This window comes from Arthrobacter sp. GW822-FHT05G07 (genome assembly GCF_058799755.1).
The window spans coordinates 148,717-168,301 of sequence record NZ_JBXALT010000005.1 but is presented as its reverse complement, the minus strand read 5'-3'; the positions used below and the strand labels follow the sequence as shown (position 1 = coordinate 168,301).

The 19,585-nt window shown below is 60.9% G+C and carries 16 protein-coding genes; 6 read left to right on the top strand and 10 right to left on the bottom strand.

Features of this window, described 5'->3' with window-relative positions:
* Nucleotides 1-2: 2 nt before the first annotated feature.
* A complete protein-coding gene (locus AC1RJY_RS10015; RefSeq protein WP_498602294.1) occupies nt 3-1,268 on the bottom strand; it encodes a CapA family protein in 1,266 nt (421 codons plus the stop codon).
* A gap of 73 nt (nt 1,269-1,341) precedes the next feature.
* Here AC1RJY_RS10015 and AC1RJY_RS10010 point away from each other — a divergent pair, with 73 nt between their 5' ends.
* On the top strand, nt 1,342-3,354 hold the full coding sequence (locus AC1RJY_RS10010) for a M3 family metallopeptidase (protein WP_498602236.1): 2,013 nt from the start codon (nt 1,342-1,344) through the stop codon (nt 3,352-3,354).
* Nucleotides 3,355-3,552: 198 nt separating this feature from the next.
* Here the strand turns inward: AC1RJY_RS10010 and pdxS are convergent, their stop codons facing one another.
* The 7 genes from pdxS to AC1RJY_RS09975 form a co-directional block, all read right to left on the bottom strand.
* On the bottom strand, nt 3,553-4,479 hold the full coding sequence (gene pdxS / locus AC1RJY_RS10005) for a pyridoxal 5'-phosphate synthase lyase subunit PdxS (RefSeq protein ID WP_014921993.1): 927 nt from the start codon (nt 4,477-4,479) through the stop codon (nt 3,553-3,555).
* A 255-nt stretch (nt 4,480-4,734) separates the two neighbouring features.
* The gene (gene pgsA, locus AC1RJY_RS10000) at nt 4,735-5,364 is read right to left on the bottom strand and encodes a phosphatidylinositol phosphate synthase (protein WP_043470332.1); all 630 of its coding nucleotides are present in this window, start codon (nt 5,362-5,364) and stop codon (nt 4,735-4,737) included.
* Nucleotides 5,354-5,947 (bottom strand): HIT family protein, encoded by a 594-nt coding sequence (locus AC1RJY_RS09995; protein WP_011774990.1) that lies wholly within the window; start codon nt 5,945-5,947, stop codon nt 5,354-5,356. The genes pgsA and AC1RJY_RS09995 overlap by 11 nt, the downstream gene beginning before the upstream one ends.
* 19 nt (nt 5,948-5,966) lie before the next feature.
* Nucleotides 5,967-7,976 (bottom strand): threonine--tRNA ligase, encoded by a 2,010-nt coding sequence (gene thrS, locus AC1RJY_RS09990; protein WP_011774991.1) that lies wholly within the window; start codon nt 7,974-7,976, stop codon nt 5,967-5,969.
* Nucleotides 7,977-8,127: 151 nt separating this feature from the next.
* Entirely contained in the window at nt 8,128-11,646 is a 3,519-nt protein-coding gene (locus tag AC1RJY_RS09985; RefSeq protein WP_210063753.1) for a DNA polymerase III subunit alpha, read from the bottom strand.
* Between the two features lie 3 nt (nt 11,647-11,649).
* Complete coding sequence (locus tag AC1RJY_RS09980; protein ID WP_014921996.1) at nt 11,650-11,994, bottom strand: DUF6504 family protein; 345 nt, start codon at nt 11,992-11,994, stop codon at nt 11,650-11,652.
* Between the two features lie 80 nt (nt 11,995-12,074).
* Complete coding sequence (locus tag AC1RJY_RS09975; RefSeq protein ID WP_498602235.1) at nt 12,075-13,136, bottom strand: FAD-dependent monooxygenase; 1,062 nt, start codon at nt 13,134-13,136, stop codon at nt 12,075-12,077.
* Between the two features lie 52 nt (nt 13,137-13,188).
* On the opposite strand from AC1RJY_RS09975, the gene AC1RJY_RS09970 reads away from it, so the two are divergent.
* On the top strand, nt 13,189-13,725 hold the full coding sequence (locus AC1RJY_RS09970) for a TetR/AcrR family transcriptional regulator (RefSeq protein ID WP_014921998.1): 537 nt from the start codon (nt 13,189-13,191) through the stop codon (nt 13,723-13,725).
* Nucleotides 13,726-13,783: 58 nt separating this feature from the next.
* A complete protein-coding gene (locus AC1RJY_RS09965) occupies nt 13,784-14,173 on the top strand; it encodes a hypothetical protein (protein ID WP_014921999.1) in 390 nt (129 codons plus the stop codon).
* Nucleotides 14,174-14,176: 3 nt separating this feature from the next.
* On the opposite strand, the gene AC1RJY_RS09960 is transcribed toward AC1RJY_RS09965, so the two are convergent.
* On the bottom strand, nt 14,177-14,941 hold the full coding sequence (locus AC1RJY_RS09960; RefSeq protein WP_187329879.1) for an SOS response-associated peptidase: 765 nt from the start codon (nt 14,939-14,941) through the stop codon (nt 14,177-14,179).
* 149 nt (nt 14,942-15,090) lie between these two features.
* Between AC1RJY_RS09960 and AC1RJY_RS09955 the strand changes: the two genes are divergently transcribed.
* The 3 genes from AC1RJY_RS09955 (at nt 15,091) to AC1RJY_RS09945 (ending at nt 17,208) form a co-directional block, all read left to right on the top strand.
* The gene (locus tag AC1RJY_RS09955; protein WP_014922000.1) at nt 15,091-15,348 is read left to right on the top strand and encodes a mycoredoxin; all 258 of its coding nucleotides are present in this window, start codon (nt 15,091-15,093) and stop codon (nt 15,346-15,348) included.
* Between the two features lie 139 nt (nt 15,349-15,487).
* Complete coding sequence (locus tag AC1RJY_RS09950; RefSeq protein ID WP_159703023.1) at nt 15,488-16,573, top strand: S-(hydroxymethyl)mycothiol dehydrogenase; 1,086 nt, start codon at nt 15,488-15,490, stop codon at nt 16,571-16,573.
* Complete coding sequence (locus AC1RJY_RS09945; RefSeq protein ID WP_498602234.1) at nt 16,570-17,208, top strand: MBL fold metallo-hydrolase; 639 nt, start codon at nt 16,570-16,572, stop codon at nt 17,206-17,208. The genes AC1RJY_RS09950 and AC1RJY_RS09945 overlap by 4 nt, the downstream gene beginning before the upstream one ends.
* A 27-nt stretch (nt 17,209-17,235) precedes the next feature.
* Here AC1RJY_RS09945 and AC1RJY_RS09940 read toward each other — a convergent pair whose 3' ends face one another.
* Entirely contained in the window at nt 17,236-19,563 is a 2,328-nt protein-coding gene (locus tag AC1RJY_RS09940) for an FdhF/YdeP family oxidoreductase (RefSeq protein WP_014922001.1), read from the bottom strand.
* Nucleotides 19,564-19,585 lie beyond the last annotated feature (22 nt).

The window sequence follows — 19,585 nt, the reverse complement described above, 5'->3', positions numbered from 1 at the left end:
AGTTACTTTTCCTTGGTGATCAGTAGTTCGTGTGCGCCTGCAGTTGCTGCGCCCATGGACTCAACCACCGCTTTGGTTCGCTGGTAGGTCTCAGCGTCGGCCGCAGGTGTAGCGCAGACTCCCTGGGGTGCGTCGCTGGCTACCGAGCACCAGCGATAGGGATCGCGAACGATGACTGATGGAGCCCAGGCGAGATCCGAAGCAGCCCAAGTACCTGCAGCGTTTTGGCTGAACTGTGCCCTGACGAGCAGCCCTTCGTTATTGGCGACGTACCACGGTGACAATTCAGTGACGCCGTTGCCCAGCCCATACACGATCCACGTGCCTTTGTAATTCTCGATAGGCAGCACCGAGTGGGTGTGGTGTCCGTAGATCATGGTGAACTGTCCGCTGTCCACCAACGCGTGAGCAACCTCCTGCTGCTGGGCATTGGCTTCGCTGGCGTACTCGTCCCCGGCATGCATGACGCCAAGGACAATGTCAGCCCCAAGTGCCTTCGCCTGGGTCGCCTTCGCGATCATGGCCGCCGGGTCCAGCTCGTCCACCAGCCACGGGTATTCCGGGATTTGCCCATTGTGGCCATACGTTCCAATGATGACGGCCACCTTGGCCGCGTCCGTTTGGAGCATCAGTATTTCCTTGGACTCCGCTTCCGTGCGGTAGGACCCCGTGTGCTTCAGGCCCGCTGCATCCAAAGCATCCAGTGTCCGGAGCAAACCTTCGGTCCCGCGGTCAATGGTGTGGTTGCTCGCTGTAGTGCAGGCCTGGTAGCCGACGTCCTTGGAAGCAGTGATGATTTGCGGCGGCACGTTGAAGGACGGGTAGGCAGAGAACGGCCCTTCCGGAGAAGCAACGGGCGTTTCTTGGTGGCAAATGGCGAGGTCGCTGTTGCGAATGTAGCGACGCTGTCCTTCAAGAAGTGGGACGAATGTGTAGCCGGGAAGACCTGCCGCCGCGGCGTCAGCTCTAGCTTGTTGCCAGAGCTGGGTGTGAACCAGCATGTCGCCTGTCACCGTGATGGAGGTGCAGCGTAATTCCGGGCAAGCGGGCCCCTTGCCCGGAGTCGGGTTTGGCGCAGGTGTACGCGTTGGAGCCGGGGTTTCCGTTACCGGGGCCGAAGCGGCGCTGCTGCGGTTCGAGTTTTCAGTTTCGGAAATGACACCGCAGGCGTTCAAGGACAGGGTGAGCGCCATCGCGCCCAGCACGAGTGCCGCCTTCTGAGGACGGTACCAGGCCGCGGAAAATGTGATTTTGCCCATGACTTTCATCCTACGGCGGAAGCCCGGAGGAACAGGGCGTGCCGCTCTTGAGGACACGATTCTTACGTGAAAGAGTCGCTTCATGACCAATCCACTCTTGAGTTCCAGCCCGCTGCCTTACGGGCTTCCGCCCTTCGCCGGCATTTCAGCAGAGCACTACGCCGAGGCCGTAGAGGTGGGCTTGGCTTCGCATCTCCAGGAAATTTCGCGGATCGCGGACAACCCGGAGCCCGCCACCTTGGAGAACACAGCCTTGGCCATGGAGCGGTCCGGACTTCTCCTCAACAGGGCTGCGGCAGCGTTCTTCACTCTCGTTTCCGCGGATGCTTCAGAGGCCATCAAAGCGCTTGAGACAAAGTTGTCACCCAAGTTCTCAGCACATCAGGATGCTGTCTATATGAACCGCGCGCTCTTCGAGCGGTTTGCCGCCATAGAAACCATCGGCCTGGATGCGGAAGCCTCCCGATTGGTGGAGGAGTACCTCAAGGAGTTCCGACAGTCCGGAATTCAGCTCGATGACGCCGGGCAGCACCGCTTGCGTGAAGTCAACGCGGAGCTGTCCCGCTTGGGCACCGAGTTTGGCCAGCGCGTCAAGGAAGGCATGAAGTCCGCCGCCCTGCTCCTTGACGACGCCGAAGATCTGACCGGGCTGCAGCCCGAAATGGTTTCCGCCGCTGCAGAAGCTGCAAAGCTTGCCGGGCATGATGGCAAGTACCTACTGACGCTGATCCTACCCAGCAACCAACCCGCCTTGGCGTCACTGGAGAACCGAACCATCCGCCGTCGCCTGTATGAAGCGTCCCTGGCTCGCGGCGCCGATGGCGGCACCTTGGATGTCCGCGACCTGGTGAAAGCTACTGCACGTTTGCGGGCCGAGAAAGCCACACTTTTGGGGTTTGCCAACTTCGCTGAGCTGGTAGTGGACCAGCAGACTGCGCCAGGTTTCAGCGAAGTACAGGCGATGCTGGGCCGGCTCGCTCCGGCTGCCCTGAGCAACGCTGAGTCGGAAGCACAAGCCTTGGCCGAATCCGCCGGCCACCAACTTGAGCCGTGGGATTGGGCGTACTACTCAGCCCGGGTCCGCCAGGAGAAGTTTGAGGTGGACGAGCAAGCACTCCGGCCTTACTTCAGCCTTGAAACCGTACTCAACGACGGGGTCTTCCATGCGGCGACCAAGCTGTACGGGGTTACCTTCAGTGAGCGGGAAGACCTTGACGGCTATCACCCGGATGTCCGTGTCTGGGAAGTCCGTGATCAAGACGGCAGCGGCCTCGGCCTCTTCTTGGGCGACTACTACACCCGGGAGTCAAAGCGCGGAGGTGCCTGGATGAATTCCCTCGTGGAACAGTCCAGCCTGCTGGGAACCCAGTCCGTGGTCATCAACAACCTCAACATCACCAAGCCGGCTCCCGGCGAGCCTACATTGCTGTCCTTGGACGAGGTCCGTACCGTTTTCCACGAATTCGGCCACGCGTTGCACGGGCTCTTTTCCGATGTCACCTATCCACGGTTCTCCGGAACGTCCGTACCGCGCGACTTCGTGGAATATCCGTCCCAGGTCAACGAAATGTGGATCATGTGGCCCGAGGTCCTGGCCAACTATGCACGCCATTACTCCACGGGGGAGGCACTCCCCCAGGACACCGTGGACAAACTCAATGAGTCATTGTTGTGGGGAGAAGGGTTCGCAACTACCGAATATCTCGGGGCGGCGCTCCTTGACGTGGCGTGGCACGTGCTGTCCGAGTCCGAAGTCCCGGAGGACGTTCTCGCGTTCGAAGCCAAGGCGCTGGCTGATGCGGCAATCACGCACCCGCTGATCCCGCCGAGGTACCGCACGGGGTATTTCCAACACATCTTCGCCGGTTCGGGTTACGCAGCGGGCTACTACTCCTATATCTGGAGCGAGGTGCTGGACGCCGACACTGTGGAATGGTTCAAGCACAACGGTGGCCTCACACGGGCGAACGGCGATCACTTCCGCTCGGAGCTGCTCTCACGAGGTAACAGCCGCGATCCGCTGGAATCCTTCCGCTCATTCCGAGGCCATGACGCCGACCTGGCCCCCCTGCTAAAGCGCCGCGGCCTCAACTAAACACAACGACGCCGGACGCTCACCTCATAAGGCGACCGTCCGGCGTCGTTCATAACCTCAAGCACCTCAAGCTGAGGGCAGGGGCGATCCGGCAGTGTGCGTAAAAGGGGCCCCGCGCCCTGAGCAGCTACTTAGCTGCCAACGGGGCGCGGGGAATAGCACGCAGAGGATTGCCGCTGTCCGAGACTTAAGTGCGGCTTACCAGCCGCGCTCTGCGAGGCGGTGGGGCTGCGGGATGTCGTCGACGTTGATGCCCACCATGGCTTCGCCCAGGCCGCGGGAGACCTTGGCAATGACATCGGGATCGTCGTGGAACGTGGTGGCCTTCACGACGGCGGCGGCGCGCTCTGCCGGGTTACCGGACTTGAAGATACCGGAACCAACGAATACGCCGTCGGCGCCGAGCTGCATCATCATGGCAGCATCAGCCGGGGTAGCGATGCCACCGGCGGTGAACAGGACCACGGGGAGCTTGCCGGTGGCGGCAACTTCCTTGACCAGCTCGTACGGGGCCTGCAGCTCCTTCGCCGCGACGTAGAGCTCGTCCTCGGGCAGGGCGGCGAGCTTGGCGATCTCGGAGCGGATCTTGCGCATGTGACCGGTGGCGTTGGAAACATCGCCGGTACCGGCTTCGCCCTTGGAACGGATCATCGCCGCGCCTTCGTTGATGCGGCGCAAAGCCTCACCGAGGTTGGTGGCACCACAGACGAACGGGACGGTGAAGTTCCACTTGTCGATGTGGTTGATGTAGTCCGCCGGCGTCAGGACCTCGGACTCGTCGATGTAGTCAACACCGAGGGACTGCAGGACCTGGGCTTCGACGAAGTGGCCGATGCGGGCCTTGGCCATGACCGGGATGGACACGGCGGCGATGATCGCATCGATCATGTCGGGATCGGACATGCGGGACACGCCGCCCTGGGCGCGGATATCGGCCGGGACACGCTCGAGTGCCATGACAGCCACGGCACCGGCATCCTCGGCGATGCGGGCCTGCTCGACGTTAACGACGTCCATGATGACGCCGCCCTTGAGCATCTCCGCCATGCCCCGCTTAACGCGGTTGCTGCCCGTGACGCTGTTCGCGGACGAACCGGCTTCGTTGCTTACATCTGGTGTAGACACAAAAACCCCTATGGGTAGATAAACGACCGTTTTGCCGGAGGCGCGCGCAGCCACACGACCGCAATCAGCGCACACCGGGTTTCAGGTCAAGGTGACCAAGTACTAGTAATAGTAGTCGCACCTTGCATGGTGGCAGTACATTCATTACTGCCTCGAAGGGCAATAAAGCGGGCTCTGGTAGGACAGGTGCACAACCGGAGAGGAACGATTTTGGTTTGCCAACCAGTTCCCCCGGCAAGCGTTGACCCACGGCGTTTATGCTGCAGCAGTTCCATCGGCTTCGGCCATGGCCTGTCGGCGAACGGCGGTCATCCGTTGGACGATCGTCACCACACTTGCCAAGGCAAGGAGGATCAGGGTCCCGAACAATACAACCGGCGGCAGACCCAATCCCGTGAGCCCCGTGACGAGCAGCACGGACGCCAAGCGCTCTGCACGCTCTGCGATCCCGACGCTCGCTTGGTAGCCCAAGGACTCCGCTTTGGCCCGGGCGTAGGAAACAACCATTCCAAGAACCAGGCAGATGACTGCTGCAGAACCTATCGCCGGATCCTCACCTCCGGTGAAAAACCAGATAGTCAGGCCGGCAAATATCGCACCATCGGCAAGCCGGTCCAAAGTGGAATCCAGAAAATTGCCCCAGCCGCCGCTCCGCCCCTGAAGCCTCGCCATGATTCCGTCTACGACATCTGAAAATGCGAAGAAGGCGACCACAACCGAACCCCACCACAAAAAGCCCAACGGGTAGAGGACGAGTCCGCCCAATATCACGCCTGCGGTCCCTGCAATGGTCACGGCGTCAGGAGACACACCGATCCTCAGGAGCCATCGCGCTAGAGGAGTAAAGAGTGAAGTGAAAAAGCCGCGCGCATGCCTATTGAGCATTCGACTCCCCCGGCCAGGCTTCGGCCACAAGCTTGCGGACCTCATCGAGTGTCTGCGTGATGGCCTTGGTCTGGGCGATGATCGGGAAGAAGTTTCCATCCCCGCCCCAGCGCGGAACCACGTGCTGATGGAGATGCGCTGCAATACCGGCACCACCGGTCACGCCTTGGTTCATGCCCAGATTAAAGCCGCTCGGATTGGAAACTTTCCGCAGCACCCGCATTGCCGTCTGGGTGAGGTCGGCGAACTCGGCCGTTTCCTCCACTGTGATGTCCGTGTAGTCGGGTACGTGCCGGTAGGGGCAGATCAACAAATGACCGGGGTTGTACGGGAACAGGTTAAGGACCACATAGCAGGTCCGTCCCCGATAGACGATGAGGGATTCCTCATCTGAGCGTGTGGGTCCTACACAGAACGGGCAGTCGTCCTTGTTCTTGAATTGATCCTGCCCGCCCTTGATGTAGGCCATACGGTGCGGAGTCCACAGGCGCTGAAACGCGTCCGGTACGCCTGCCAATCCGAAGTCATCGGTGACGTCGGCATCGCTCGGAAGGTCAGCTGCCGCGCCTGTGTTCTCCTGCACCGTCTCTGTGTCCGTTCCGTCAGCTCTCGCGGTTCTTGACGGCGTCAACGATCCTGCGGACCGCCTCGGCCACGGGCACTCCATTGTCCTGGCTGCCGTCCCGGAAACGGAACGACACCGCACCGGCTTCCGCATCCTCGCCGCCGGCAATCAGGACGAACGGGATCTTGTCCTTGCTGGCTGTGCGGATCTTCTTGGGGAACCTGTCCGAGGAGATATCCACCTCGGCACGGATTCCGGCAGCCTTGAGCTGGCCGACGACGTCGAACATGTAGTCGTTGAACGTCTCGGCGACGGGGATGCCCACTACCTGTACAGGAGCGAGCCATGCAGGGAATGCCCCGGCGTAGTGCTCGGTGAGAACACCCATGAAGCGTTCCACGGAACCGAAAAGGGCCCGGTGGATCATGACGGGGCGTTGGCGCGTGCCGTCGGCAGCCTGGTATTCCAATTCGAAACGCTCGGGCAGGTTGAAGTCCAGCTGAATGGTGGACATTTGCCAGGTCCTGCCCAGAGCATCTTTTGCCTGAACGGAGATCTTGGGGCCGTAAAATGCTGCTCCACCCGGGTCCGGTACCAAGTGCAGACCGGAAGCCTCTGCGACCTCGGACAAAGTGCGTGTAGCTTCCTCCCAGGCGGCATCGTCACCAACGAACTTCTCTTCGTTCTTGGTGGAGAGCTCCAAGTAGAAGTCGTCCAGGCCGTAGTCCTTGAGCAGGCCAAGGACGAAGTTCAGGGTGGTGGTGAGCTCGTCCTTCATCTGCTCGCGGGTGCAGTAGATGTGGGCGTCATCCTGTGTCATGCCACGGACACGGGTCAGCCCGTGCACAACCCCGGACTTCTCGTACCGGTACACCGAACCGAATTCAAAAAGGCGCAGCGGAAGTTCGCGGTAAGATCGGCCCCGGGAGCGGAAGATCAGGTTGTGCATGGGGCAGTTCATCGGCTTCAGGTAGTAATCCTGCGCAGGCTTCCGCACGCTGCCGTCTTCGTTGAATTCGGCGTCCACCTGCATCGCCGGGAACATGCCGTCCTTGTACCAGTCAAGGTGGCCTGAAACCTCGTAGAGGTGTCCCTTGGTGATGTGCGGGGTGTAGACGAACTCATAACCGGCGTCCACATGGCGTTGACGGGAGTAATCTTCCATTGCCTTGCGGATGATGCCGCCCTTGGGGTGGAACACAGGGAGGCCGGAGCCCAGCTCATCCGGGAAGGAGAAGAGGTCCAGTTCGACGCCGAGCTTGCGGTGATCGCGGCGCTCAGCTTCAGCTATGCGTTCCTGATATGCCTTGAGGGCTTCCTTGGTGGGCCACGCGGTGCCGTAAATGCGCTGCAACTGCTGGTTGTTCTGGTTGCCGAGCCAATATGCCGCAGATGAACGGGTCAACGCGAAAGCGTTGGAGATGATTTTGGTGTTCTGCAGGTGCGGTCCGCGGCAAAGATCGCACCAGATGCTCTCGCCGCTCTTGCGATCCACATTGTCGTAGATCGTGATGTCGCCCGCGCCGACCTCGACATTGACGCCTTCGGCCGCGTCGCTTGCGTCGTTCTTCTTGCCCAACAGCTCCAGCTTGTAGGGCTCGTTGGCCATCGCTTCGCGGGCTTCTTCTTCGGTGACTACACGGCGAACGAACTTCTGGTTCTGGTTGATGATCTTTTGCATCATCTTTTCCAGCGTGCGCAGGTCTTCCGGGGTGAACGGATCAGCGACGTCGAAGTCGAAGTAGAAGCCGTCAGTGATGTACGGGCCGATGCCGAGCTTGGCCTCGGGGCGCAACTGCTGGACGGCCTGCGCCATGACGTGCGCTGTGGAGTGGCGGAGAACGTTGAGTCCATCAGGGGAATCGATGGTGACGCCCTCGACGTCTGCACCCTCGGTGAGGACTTGGTCAAGGTCCTTGAGTACACCATTGACACGGGCTACAACGACGTCGCGGCGCTCGAAGAAGAGTTCCGCGCCGGTAGTCCCTTCCGTCACCTTGGTCTCTTCGCCATCGACGATGAGGGTGATCTGTTGGGCATCTGACACGGGTGTCTCCTATTCATAGTTAAGGCTTCATAGCTTGTGGCGTACGGGGACCACAGCCAGCCACCGTCAATCGTATCCGCTTCAGCGAAGGCGGCCAAAGCAGCGCGCCGGCGCCGGATTCGGCTGCCCGAGGAAGGATTCTGCTGCGCGTTCAGCTTCCCAGGCCAGTGATGGCGAGGTTCCTGGAGATGCCATGAAGGGGCCCGTGGTGGGTGTATTCATCCGGTAGACCAACTTCGGCAGGCAAGAGTTCGGAATATGGCAATGCTTCGGGCCGGCTGAGGTCCCATGCCTTGCTGGCACTCAGACTGATTCCCTTGGGACCGGTCCTTCTGGTGGTTCCACGAATCAACAGCATGCGGGTACCAAACAAGAGGGGCCCCGATTCTTCCTGGGCTTCATGGAAGAAGACAGAGTCAACACAACCTGTGCCGTCATCGATGCTGATGAAGACAACGCGCCGCCCGCCCCGCATGGGCGGGGTTTGTGTCGCTATCCGGACCCCCGCCACCAGGACTTCGGTCCCATTGCGCAGGCTGAGGAGTTTGTCAGCCGTAGTGACTCCCAACTTCTCCAACAGTGGCCGGTGGCTTTCCATCAAGTGCTCGCTGACATCCACAGCCATGAGATCGAGTTCCGCCCTGACGTTGTCCACCATTGTGGGCGCAGGCAGTTCCGGAGCCAGGTTCCGCAGTTCCACATCGCCCAAGGCAAACGCCAGTTGTCCCTCAATGACATCGGTGGCTTTTTTGGAAGGGTTGCTTTGGAGTGCTTGCAAGTGTTGTACGAGGTCGGCCCGGTTCGCTTTTCCACCGGAGTCTTTGTGCAAGGCATCAAAGGCGCCAAGTTGGGCCAGTCTTTTAATGTTTGGTTTACTCACCCTCGCCCGCGCCCGGAGGTCTGCCAGGGAATCGTACGGTTGCCCGGCCACGATCCGCTTCAGTTCTGCGCCTGATAGCCCATAGATCCCAGTGAGGCTCAAGCGGATTCCGAGCTTTCCATGATTGGTGCCTTGCTGGATTTTCTCCACCCGGTATTCAGCCTGGCTCCTGTTGATATCCAAAGGCAGGATGGGAATGCCTAGCCGGCGGGCTTCAGCAACGAGCAGTCGCTTGGGATACATCCCGGGATCGTGTTCCCACAGCCCGGCGAGGAAGGCCTCGGGGTGATGGGCCTTGAGCCAGGCAGACTGATATGTGGGCACAGCAAAGGCAGCACCGTGGGCTTTGCAAAAACCAAAACTGCCGAAGGCTTTCAGGGTTCCCCAGACCTTGTCCACCACTTCGGGACTGTATTTCTTGATCGCTTCCTTTCGGAAGTACTTCTCCACTCCCGGTTCCTGCACTTCGTCGCCCAGGGCCCGACGAAACTCGTCGGCCCTGTCCAAACCGCAATCGGTCATGACGTGGAAGGTCTTCAGGATCTGCTCATGGAAAACAGTCACCCCGTGTGTTTCCTGCAGGACTGGCTTGAGGTCCTGGTGGGGATATATCTCAGGAGCAAAGCCGTGCCGGTGTTCCAGGAAGGGTCGCACCATGTCGGATTTCATGGGTCCGGGCCTGAAAAGCGAGATGTCGATGATGAGGTCGTTGAATTCCCGGGGAGCCATCTTTCCAATGAGTTCCCGTTGTCCCGGCGATTCGATCTGGAAGCAACCAAGCGTGTGGGTACTGCGTATCAGCTCATAGGTGGGTTCGTCGTCGAAAGGTACGGCATTGAGGTCGATCCTGCCGTCAGGGGCAATGTAGTCAGGACCATCCCCGCCCGGCTCGATTGGATGCCTGCCTGCTGCCACCACTTCAGCTTTGGAAGGATGCAGCCGAATCACTTCCCGAACCGCAAAGGCCATGGCACTCTGCATGCGCACTCCCAGGACATCGAGTTTGAGCATGCCCATGGGATCCATGTCATGTTTGTCGAATTGACTCATGGGCAGGCCCAAGCCACTGGGCTGGACGGGTGTTCGATCCAGCAGTGTGGCATCTCCCAGAATCACTCCACAAGGATGCATGGAGATGTGCCGGGGAAGGCGATCCAGCCTTTCGGTAAGGTCAACCAACAGGTCCAGCTGTTGGTTCTCCTCCAAGGCTCCCCTTTCCACCCGCCCGGCAAAATCACGCAGCTCGGGCTTCTCAACCAAGGCCTCACGGAATTTGCGTGCAGAGAATCTCCACAGTTGCTTGGCGATCTCACCGACTTCATCGTCCGGCATCCCCAAGGCCATGCCGGCATCACGAACTGCACCACGTGCCCTGTAGCCGTTTTGCATGCTCATCAGGGTGACCCGTTCGGCCCCAAAGCGGTCAAAGATCTTTCGGTAGACGTTGTGCCTTTCAGCACTTTCCACATCAATATCAATGTCTGGAAGGGTGGACCGCCGGCCGGATAGGAAGCGTTCAAAGATGAGGTCATGGCGGATCGGATCAACCTGGCTGATATCGATCAAGTAGTTGACCAGGCTTGAGGCACCGGATCCCCTCGCGGCAACCCGGACCCCCATATCCAGGATCATCCGTGAAACTTCTGCCACGGTAAGGAAGTAGGAGGCAAAGCCAAGCCTGCCGATGATCCCGAGTTCGTGCTCCAACCGCGAGCGCAGGTGTTTTTCAGCATCTCCGTTGATGCCCGGGAACCTTCTGGTGATTCCGGCTTCGCAGCGTTGGGTGAGTTCAAGCATGGGGTCTGCGTCGATGCCGATGATGGAGGCCTCGGGGACTACGGGTTTTTTCCATCCCATATCGAGGACAGGATTGATGCGGCATTTATCTGCGAGCGCTTCGGTGTTTGCGAGGAGTTTGGTGAGGTCGGCTTTTCCTTGGCCTGCGGCGTTCATGATTTCTTTACCGAGTTGGAGCATTTGCTGCGGTGTCTTCAGCCAGCCCTGCCCGGTTGGTTGGAGCATCCCGGTTGGTTGCAGCGGGGGTGCTGTTGAGAGTTCCGGGAGGGATTTGAGGGTGCGTGCGGAGTCGAGGACGTCTGCGGTGGCGGCGCCGTCCTGGGCGCAGTAGCGGACTGCGTTGCTGAGGATTGCGGGGATGTTGTATTCGAGGGCGAGTTTGAGCATGCGCACTGCGTGGGCTGTGCTGAGCGGCTCTCCCGGGGCGCTGAGGTGGGATACAACTTCGGCGACCATGGTGCCGGGGGGCATGGCGTCGATCCACTGTTTGAAGAGGGTTCTGGGCCTGAGGTATTTGCGGCCCCCCATGGCAAGGCCGACGTCGGAGTCGGGTCCTATCAGCACTGTCAGGACTGGTTTGAGGGTTTTGGGGTCAAGGGTTCTTGAGGCGAGTTCTCCCCGTGTGACTGCAGCAGGGACTGCTCCCCCGGCTTTTCCTGAGGTGCGTGCATGGGCGTCGGATATGAGGCGGCAGAGTGCCCTGTACCCGGCGCCGTTGTTGTTGCCGTGGGCGAGTACGACGACGCGGCCCCCGACTTGGGTGCGGTGGTCGCCGTCGTCGTCGAATACTGCCAGGTCCACCCCTACGATGGGGTCAATGCTTGCGTCCATGCATGCTTTGAGGTGTTTGATGGTGCCGTATAGGCCGTCCCTGTCTGTGCAGGCGAGCGCTGTGGCTCCGTTTGCTGCAGCTGTTTGGGCAAGTTCATCGGGCCAGGAGACGCCGTAGTGTGCGCTGAAGGCTGTGGAGACGTGCAGGTGGGTAAAGCTCAAGGTTCACGCTGCTTCTTCGGGTTCTTCGGCGCGTGCTGGTGCGGCGTCGTGGATGCGCAGGAGTCTCCAGCGTCCGCTGCCCACGTGCCGGACGAGGTCAAGGGTGATGGAATGGTTGGTTTCGGCGTCGGCTGCGGTGGGTAGGAGCTGTACACGCCAGATTTCGTGGTCGACCAATCCGGCGCCGGTCCCCAGTGGTGCGCGGTTCTCTTCAAGCCACCATTGGCGCCTTTCGTACCATCGGACCGGTTCATTGGTGACTGTGTACCGGGTGCCTTTCCAGCGGACTTCCTGTGGCTGGCCTGTGTCGGTGCAGATGACTCCGACAGACTCGCTGAACAGCCCCATATCCACACCTCTTTACGCCGGAAACCTTATTCGAAAGTATGTTCGAATAAATCCAGTTTACGCCGACGCCCACACAAAACCTACTTCGAAGTTCCGGTCCTTTCCCGGGTTCGCGCTACGCTCTTGCCCACCTGCTTCAGCAGAGCGTCGCGCCATGGTTGTGCGCCCTGTGCGAGTGCCACGCTCCCCATGAGGGAAGAAGCCAGCCTGAGAAGTTGTGTTCGCATAACCCGCTTCCTGCCAAAGGCGGCGAGCGCTTCCTCCGTGGGCAGTTCATTCAGCAGGCCCCCCAGGGTCACAGCGTCGATGAGCGCTTCGCAGGCGCCCCTGCCCAGGTTGGGGGTCATTGCGTGAGCGGCATCCCCTACCAGCACGACGTTCCTACGTGCGTAGCGGCCGAGGGCCGGGGTGGTCCAGATGCGTTGCGCAAGCGATGTTTCGGGGCTGGCCAGGGCGAGGAGTTCCTTCACTGCGGGTGCGTGGTTGGCATAGCGGTCCCGGGTCACTTCAAGCGCCTCTGCGACGTCCACCTTGTCCGGGCCCAGGTCTGAGCGGAAGGAGGCGTACCAGTTGGTTCCACCTCCGGCAGGTGCCAGGCCGAAAATCTGACCGCGCCCCCAGTATTCACCTACGTCTTGAGGGGATGGGATTCCTGGAACGACGCCCCTGACGGCAAGGAACGGCGTTGGCCTGGCCGTACTTCGCCGGCCCCAAAAGTCCCGCCGAACAATGCTGTTGACTCCGTCGGCACCCACGGTCAACCCGGAATGGCCCGGCAGGCGATCCACTCTCTGCACTACCCGGCGCACGGTAGCTGGTACCGCCGTGTCCAGCAGTCTCAGCAGTTCGGGGCGGGACACTCCTACCAGCCCTTCACCTTCCATGGACAGCAGGGCCTCTCCCGAGGGGCGGCGAAGTGCGCCGGCTTTGATAATGGCTCCGCGACTCCGCACGGCCCCGAGTATCCCCAACTCAGCCAACGCCTGCTGGGCTTCCGGCCACATGGCCAAGGTAGTTCCAACGGACGGGAGTTCGGTCCGCTGCTCATACACGGTGACGTCGAACCGGCCGGGGTCGAGTCGTCCTGCGAGCGCCAACCCGGCGATTCCTCCACCAATGATGTCCACTTTTTCCATGGCCACACTGTACTACTACATTTGTAGTAGTGATAGGGGTTGAAGCTAGACTTTCGCCATGCCGGACCGCCGAACAGAACTTGCCGACGCCGCCCTTGCCGTGGTTGCTGCCAAAGGCCTCAAGGGACTCACCCACCGGGCCGTAGACGCCCACGCGGGCGTCGCCGTCGGAACCACCTCGAACTATTTCCGCAACCGGGCAGCACTGATGGGGGCCGCCGTCGACCGCGTTGAAGAACGGGACCGCCTCCTGCTCCAGCGCGGTGGAACGGAAATCCCGACGTCGGTAGCCGCCTTGGCGGAGCAGATCGCCGGAGCGGTCATGGGACTCGCGCATGAGAACGCCGAACTGACCCGAGCCAGGTTCGCCTTTGCCCTCGACCAGCCCGATGTTGTGGCAGCCGGGCATGAGCGGCTGGTATCGGCGTTGGCGCAACTGCTTGAAGCCATGGGCATAACTGAAGCAAGAGCCCGGGCCGAAGCAGTGTCCGACTACGGCGACGGCCTGGCCATGCACCTGCTGACCGCCCGCAAAGGCCAGGACATTGACGGCGCCACCGTAGCCAGAAGCCTCCGGCGCCTCCTGGAGGGATAAGGGTGAGGATGACACCCAAGGGGTGGACGGCAGCCGGTCCACAGAGCAGGATTGTGGAATGAGCACCAATGACGCACTCCTGAAGCAGGTCAACATCTCCGCCGAAGACGACAACCTCGTGGCACGGTTCGAAATCGATGGCAACATACCAGGCTCCGGCGCTTACGTCGTGGGCCTTGTTGCTGCAAGCGAGGACTATTCCTCACAGCGCAGGCTCGGCATCGAGTTCATGAACGGCGAGGCGATCTCGTTCTATTCCTTCAACCACTCCCTCAGTGCCGAGGAAAACTACGACATCAAGGGCGTGGAGCACTCCGGCAACGTCATCACGGGGAACTTCCCGATGTCTGCCATCCACGGGCTCAGCAAAGGCCACGTCATGACAGGCTTCAGCGAAGCCGACGGCCGGGAATTCCAATCCGGCGTGCCGGTTACCGAAGCCCTCTGACTCCTAGAAGAGACCTTCCACCGGTTCAATAAGTTCCGGCGAGTTGTTACGGACATTTCCGACGGCGGCCCCTACCGCGTCCAGCGTCCAACCGGCCGCCGCGTCGTGTGCCCTGGAACGGACCATGTCCACCAAGCCTTGGGCGTCCTTCTCCCTAGGATCCAACCACGCTTCCATCGTCTCAGTGCTCATGGGCAACGGAACCCGGTCATGGAGTGACGTAAGTTCGTCAAACACTGAGGCACTGCGCCTTGTTCGCGCCTCATCTGCTGTTGGGGTGTCGGCAGTCAGAATGGACATGGACAGCAACCAACGGCCCGGATCATCAGGGGATGCTGACTGGTCCCGCCACCACTCGTACAAGCCCGCGAAGACCAAACCCTGGCCGTCCCCCGGGTGCACATAGTACGGTTGCTTGTTCTTGCCCTCGCCCTTCTTCCATTCGTAGTAGCCATCCGCCGGAACCGCACAACGCCTGGCCACAGCGGCTTTCTTGAAGGACGGCTTCTCCAGCAACGTTTCACTGCGCGCGTTGATGAGCCTGGCACCACCTTTGGGGTCCTTGGCCCATGAGGGCACCAAACCCCACTTGGCTACGTGGAGCTGGCGTTTCACGTCCTCATCGATGAGCCTCTCCAACACGATGGGAACGGCATCCGTCGGGGCCACATTCCACGATTTTTCAAGGGCAATCTCGTTCTCAAGCTCAGCGTCGAAATCGGCGAGCAGGTCTCCCACCGCACGGGCCATCACATAACGTCCACACATGGCAACAGTCTGCCCTCTCCTCCAAGAACGCACCAGCGCACCATGTGACGTAACCCGGGTTCGCGGCCGAACGGGAATTATTCCGACGCGGGTTACCGTTGATAGCAACGAACCATCCCGCGCAAACGACCAACACTGAGGAGAGCTCTGTGGACTTCACTCCCGACTCCGGCACCATCACCATGTTCTCGACCACCTGGTGCGGCTACTGCAACCGCCTTAAGAAGCAGCTGGACGCCAAGGGCATCGGCTACACCGAGATCAACATCGAAGAAGTGGATGGCACCGCCGAACTCGTCGAGCAGCTCAACGGAGGCAACCGCACCGTCCCCACCGTGCTCTTCCCTGACGGAACTGCGGCCACCAACCCCTCAGCCGCCGAGGTCGAGAACCGCTTGGCCGCATAGCCTCCCACACTGCCGCTGTTGGGCCCGCACGGAACAATCCACGCACTGTCTGCCACCTGTGATAGACAGAATGGGAATCCGTAGCGGGCCCTGCTTCATTAAGGGGCCTGCTCTCCTAGAGCCCGAAGGGAACATCTCCATGGTCCACGCAGTCAAAGGTGTCGTCGTCCGCTCCAAAGGCGCACCCGCAACCCTAGAAACCATCCTGGTTCCCGAACCCGGACCCGGCGAAGCCCTGGTGGACATTCTCACCAGCGGCGTATGCCACACCGACCTCCACTACAAACTCGGCGGAATCAGCGACGACTTCCCGTTCCTGCTCGGCCACGAAGCCACCGGCGTCGTCAGCGCAGTCGGCCCTGACGTTACCGACGTCGCCCCCGGCGACCGCGTCGTCCTCAACTGGCGCGCAGTGTGCGGCAACTGTCGCGCCTGCAACCGCGGCCAAGCCCAGTACTGCTTCAACACCCACAACGCCACCCAAAAAATGACGCTCGAAGACGGCACGGAATTGTCACCTGCCCTTGGAATCGGCGCGTTCATCGAAAAGACCCTGGTGGCCGCGGGGCAATGCACCAAGGTAGACCCCGACGCCGATGCCGCCGCCGTCGGACTGCTCGGCTGCGGCGTCATGGCAGGTTTGGGAGCCGCGCTCAACACCGGCGGGGTCAAACGAGGAGACTCTGTTGCCGTCATCGGCTGTGGCGGCGTGGGCGTAGCAGCCATCGCCGGTGCCGCGCTCGCCGGCGCCACCACCATCATCGCCGTCGACATCGACGCAAAGAAGCTCGAGCGCGCCAAAGAACTCGGCGCGACACACACCGTGGATTCATCCGCTGGCGACCCCGTCGAAGAAATCCGGGCCCTGACAGGCGGCTTCGGCGCAGACGTGGTGATTGACGCCGTCGGACGTCCCGAAACATACAAGCAGGCCTTCTACGCCCGCGACCTCGCAGGAACCGTTGTCCTGGTGGGCGTACCCACCCCGGAGATGACCCTGGAACTGCCACTGCTGGACGTCTTCGGCCGCGGGGGTTCCCTCAAGTCCTCCTGGTACGGCGACTGCCTGCCCTCCCGTGACTTCCCCATGCTGGTGGACCTCTACAAACAGGGCAAGCTGGACCTGGACGCGTTCGTGACGGAGCGCATCACCATCAACCAGGTAGAAGAAGCCTTCGACAAAATGCACCAGGGCGCCGTCCTGCGATCGGTGGTAGAGCTGTGAGCACCGGCAACATCACCATCGACCGCGTCGTCACCTCAGGGACATTCTCCCTCGACGGCGGAACCTGGGACGTGGACAACAACGTCTGGATCATCGGCGACGACTCCGAATGCATCGTCATCGACCCCGCCCACGACCCCGAAGCCATTCGCGAGGCAGTTGCCGGCCGTACGGTCAAAGCCATCTTGCTAACCCACGGCCATGACGACCACATCAGTTCCGCGGGCGCGTTTTGCGAGCTCGTCAAAGCTCCCATCCATCTGCACCAGGACGACTGGATGCTGTGGCGGGCAGTGTTCCCCGAAATCGACCCCGATGTGGCAATCGTTGACGGAGACGAGTTCACCGTCGCCGACGCAACACTGAAAGCGATCCACACTCCCGGTCACTCACCAGGGTCCGTCTCATTCCACTTGCCTAGCAAAGAAACACTGTTCAGCGGGGACACGCTCTTCCAGGGCGGACCCGGCGCGACGGGCCGCTCGTACAGCGACTTCCCCACCATCATCGAGTCCATCAGGACCAAGCTCCTCCCACTGCCTGAGGAAACCGTGGTCCTCACCGGACACGGTGATTCAACCACCATCAGCGCAGAGAAGCCGCATCTGGATGAATGGATTGCACGGGGCCACTAAGTACCCATCGCAGCCAGGTCCGCGGCATCACCCGCGATGGCCGGCTGCCGTTTCGTACACCGGGGCGGCAGCCGGCTCAAGCCGGATCATGACAGACTTCGAGGCCGGAGTGTTGCTCTCCTCGGCCGTAGAATCCAACGGCACAAGGACGTTCGCCTCCGGGTAGTACGCAGCGGCGCAGCCCCGTGCACTGGGATAGGAGACCAAACGCAACTGGGGCAAGACACGGTCCACACCGTCGTCGGCCTCGCTGTGAACGTCCACGTAACCGCCGTCCTCGAAACCCAACTCGGCCAGGTCCGATGGATTCACCAGGAGGACCATGCGGCCTTTCTTTATGCCCCGGTAGCGATCATTCAAGGTGTACGTGGTGGTGTTGAACTGATCATGTGACCGGATCGTCTGGAGAAGCAGTCGGCCCCGCGGAATCACAATGGTTTCAAGCTCGTTGACGGAGAACATGGCCTTGCCCGTTGCTGTGGGGAATGTCCTGCTGTCCCTTGGCCCGTGAGGCAAGACGAAGCCATCCTCCTCGCGGATGCGGGCATTGAAATCCTCAAACCCCGGCACGACGCGGGATATGTGATCCCGGATGGCGTCATAGTTGCGTCCCAGCCCGGCCCAGTCAACCGGCACTTTATCGCCCAGGACAGCTTGGGCCATGCGGCTGACGATGGCCACCTCGGACAAGACGTTCGGGGCTATGGGTTCCAGCGGACCCATCGAGCGATGCACCGCACAAACGGTGTCCTCCACGGTGACAAACTGCTTTACGCCGCCCTGTCTGTCGATCTCCGTCCGCCCCAACGTTGGCAGGATCAGGGCCTGCTCACCAACCACCACATGAGACCGGTTCAGTTTCGTTGAGATTTGGACTGATAATCGGGTTTTCCTTAATGCCGCTTCAGCCACCGTGGTGTCTGAAATCGCGTGCACCAAGTTGCCGCCCAACGCGATCAGGACTTTGATCCCGCCATCCCGCATGCCCTTGATGCTGTCCACAGCGTCGACGCCAGGATTCCGTGGCGGATCAAATCCGAACTCCCGCTGGATTGCCTCCAGGAACCGTGGCGGCATCTTCTCCCAAATGCCCATGGTCCGGTCACCTTGAACGTTGCTGTGTCCACGGATGGGGCACGGCCCTGCACCGGGTTTGCCGATGTTGCCGCGCAACAGAAGCAGGTTGATGATCTCCTTGATGGTGGGGACAGCCTTCTTATGCTGCGTGATGCCCATGGCCCACGTGATGATGACTTTTTCAGCGCGGAGGTACCTGGCGGCCAAATCATCGATGTCCGCGCTGGTGAGCCCTGTCGCGGTAAGGACATCGCGTTCGTTCAGCGTGGCCAGATGGGCCGCGAACCCGACGAAGCCTTGGCAATGCTCATCAATGAACGTGCGGTCCAGCACTGTTCCGGGGGCAGCCCTCTCGGCGTCCAGGACACGCTTGGACAGAGCCTGCAACAGTGCCATGTCCCCGGCAAGGCGGATCTGCAGGTACTGGTCCGCCAGGTCGGTGCCTTTGCCCACCAAACCACGGGGACGTTGTGGGTTCCGAAAATTAATCAGCCCGGCTTCAGGCAAGGGATTCACGGCCACGATCCCGGCGCCTGCTTCCTTCGCTTCCTCCAGGGCTGTGAGCATCCGGGGATGGCACGTTCCCGGGTTCTGACCCATGATGATGATCAGGTCAGCCTGGGCAAAGTCCGCATAGGTGATGGCTGACTTTCCGACTCCGACGGTCGCTCCCATGGCGACACCCGTGGATTCGTGGCACATGTTGGAACAGTCGGGAAGGTTATTGGTTCCGTACGCCCGCACGAAAAGTTGATAAAGGAACGCGGCCTCGTTGCTTGTTCTTCCGCTCGTATAGAACGTCGCGTGGTCCGGGTTCTCAAGACCGTTCAGCTCGCGGGCCACTACTTCGAATGCCCGGTCCCAACTGACAGGAACATAATGATCGGACCCTGCAGCCTTAAAGACCGGCTCCACCAGCCTGCCTTGCTGACCAAGCCAATACTCAGACTTGGACTCCAAGGCACTCAAGGTGTTTTCGGCCCAGAACTGCGTGGGAATTTTGAGTGGTTCAGCTTCCCAGCCGATGGCCTTGGCACCGTTCTCGCAAAATTCAGCCGCTTTACGTTCCGGCGGGTCAGGCCAGGCGCAACTCATGCAATCGAAACCGTCTTTTTGATTGACGGCCCGCAGTGTCTTCCATGCCCGGGAGGGGCCCATGTCAGCCATGGCATGCGGGAGTGTTTCGCTCAGACTTGGCAATCCCGCGGCGGATCTCTTGGGCGCGCTGACGCTGATGTCTACGTCAGAGTCCTCAATAGGGCGCTTTCTCCGGCTCATTGTTCTACCGCGATCCGCGTGC

Bases quoted from the DNA above. Each gene is read 5' to 3' on its own strand.
- AC1RJY_RS10015 (WP_498602294.1), bottom strand. From the start codon at position 1,268: ATGAAAGTCATGGGCAAAATCACATTTTCCGCGGCCTGGTACCGTCCT.
- AC1RJY_RS10010 (WP_498602236.1), top strand. From the start codon at position 1,342: ATGACCAATCCACTCTTGAGTTCCAGCCCGCTGCCTTACGGGCTTCCG.
- pgsA (WP_043470332.1), bottom strand. From the start codon at position 5,364: ATGCTCAATAGGCATGCGCGCGGCTTTTTCACTTCACTCTTTACTCCT.
- AC1RJY_RS09980 (WP_014921996.1), bottom strand. From the start codon at position 11,994: ATGGGGCTGTTCAGCGAGTCTGTCGGAGTCATCTGCACCGACACAGGC.
- AC1RJY_RS09970 (WP_014921998.1), top strand. From the start codon at position 13,189: ATGCCGGACCGCCGAACAGAACTTGCCGACGCCGCCCTTGCCGTGGTT.
- AC1RJY_RS09965 (WP_014921999.1), top strand. From the start codon at position 13,784: ATGAGCACCAATGACGCACTCCTGAAGCAGGTCAACATCTCCGCCGAA.
- AC1RJY_RS09960 (WP_187329879.1), bottom strand. From the start codon at position 14,941: ATGTGTGGACGTTATGTGATGGCCCGTGCGGTGGGAGACCTGCTCGCC.
- AC1RJY_RS09950 (WP_159703023.1), top strand. From the start codon at position 15,488: ATGGTCCACGCAGTCAAAGGTGTCGTCGTCCGCTCCAAAGGCGCACCC.
- AC1RJY_RS09940 (WP_014922001.1), bottom strand. From the start codon at position 19,563: ATGAGCCGGAGAAAGCGCCCTATTGAGGACTCTGACGTAGACATCAGC.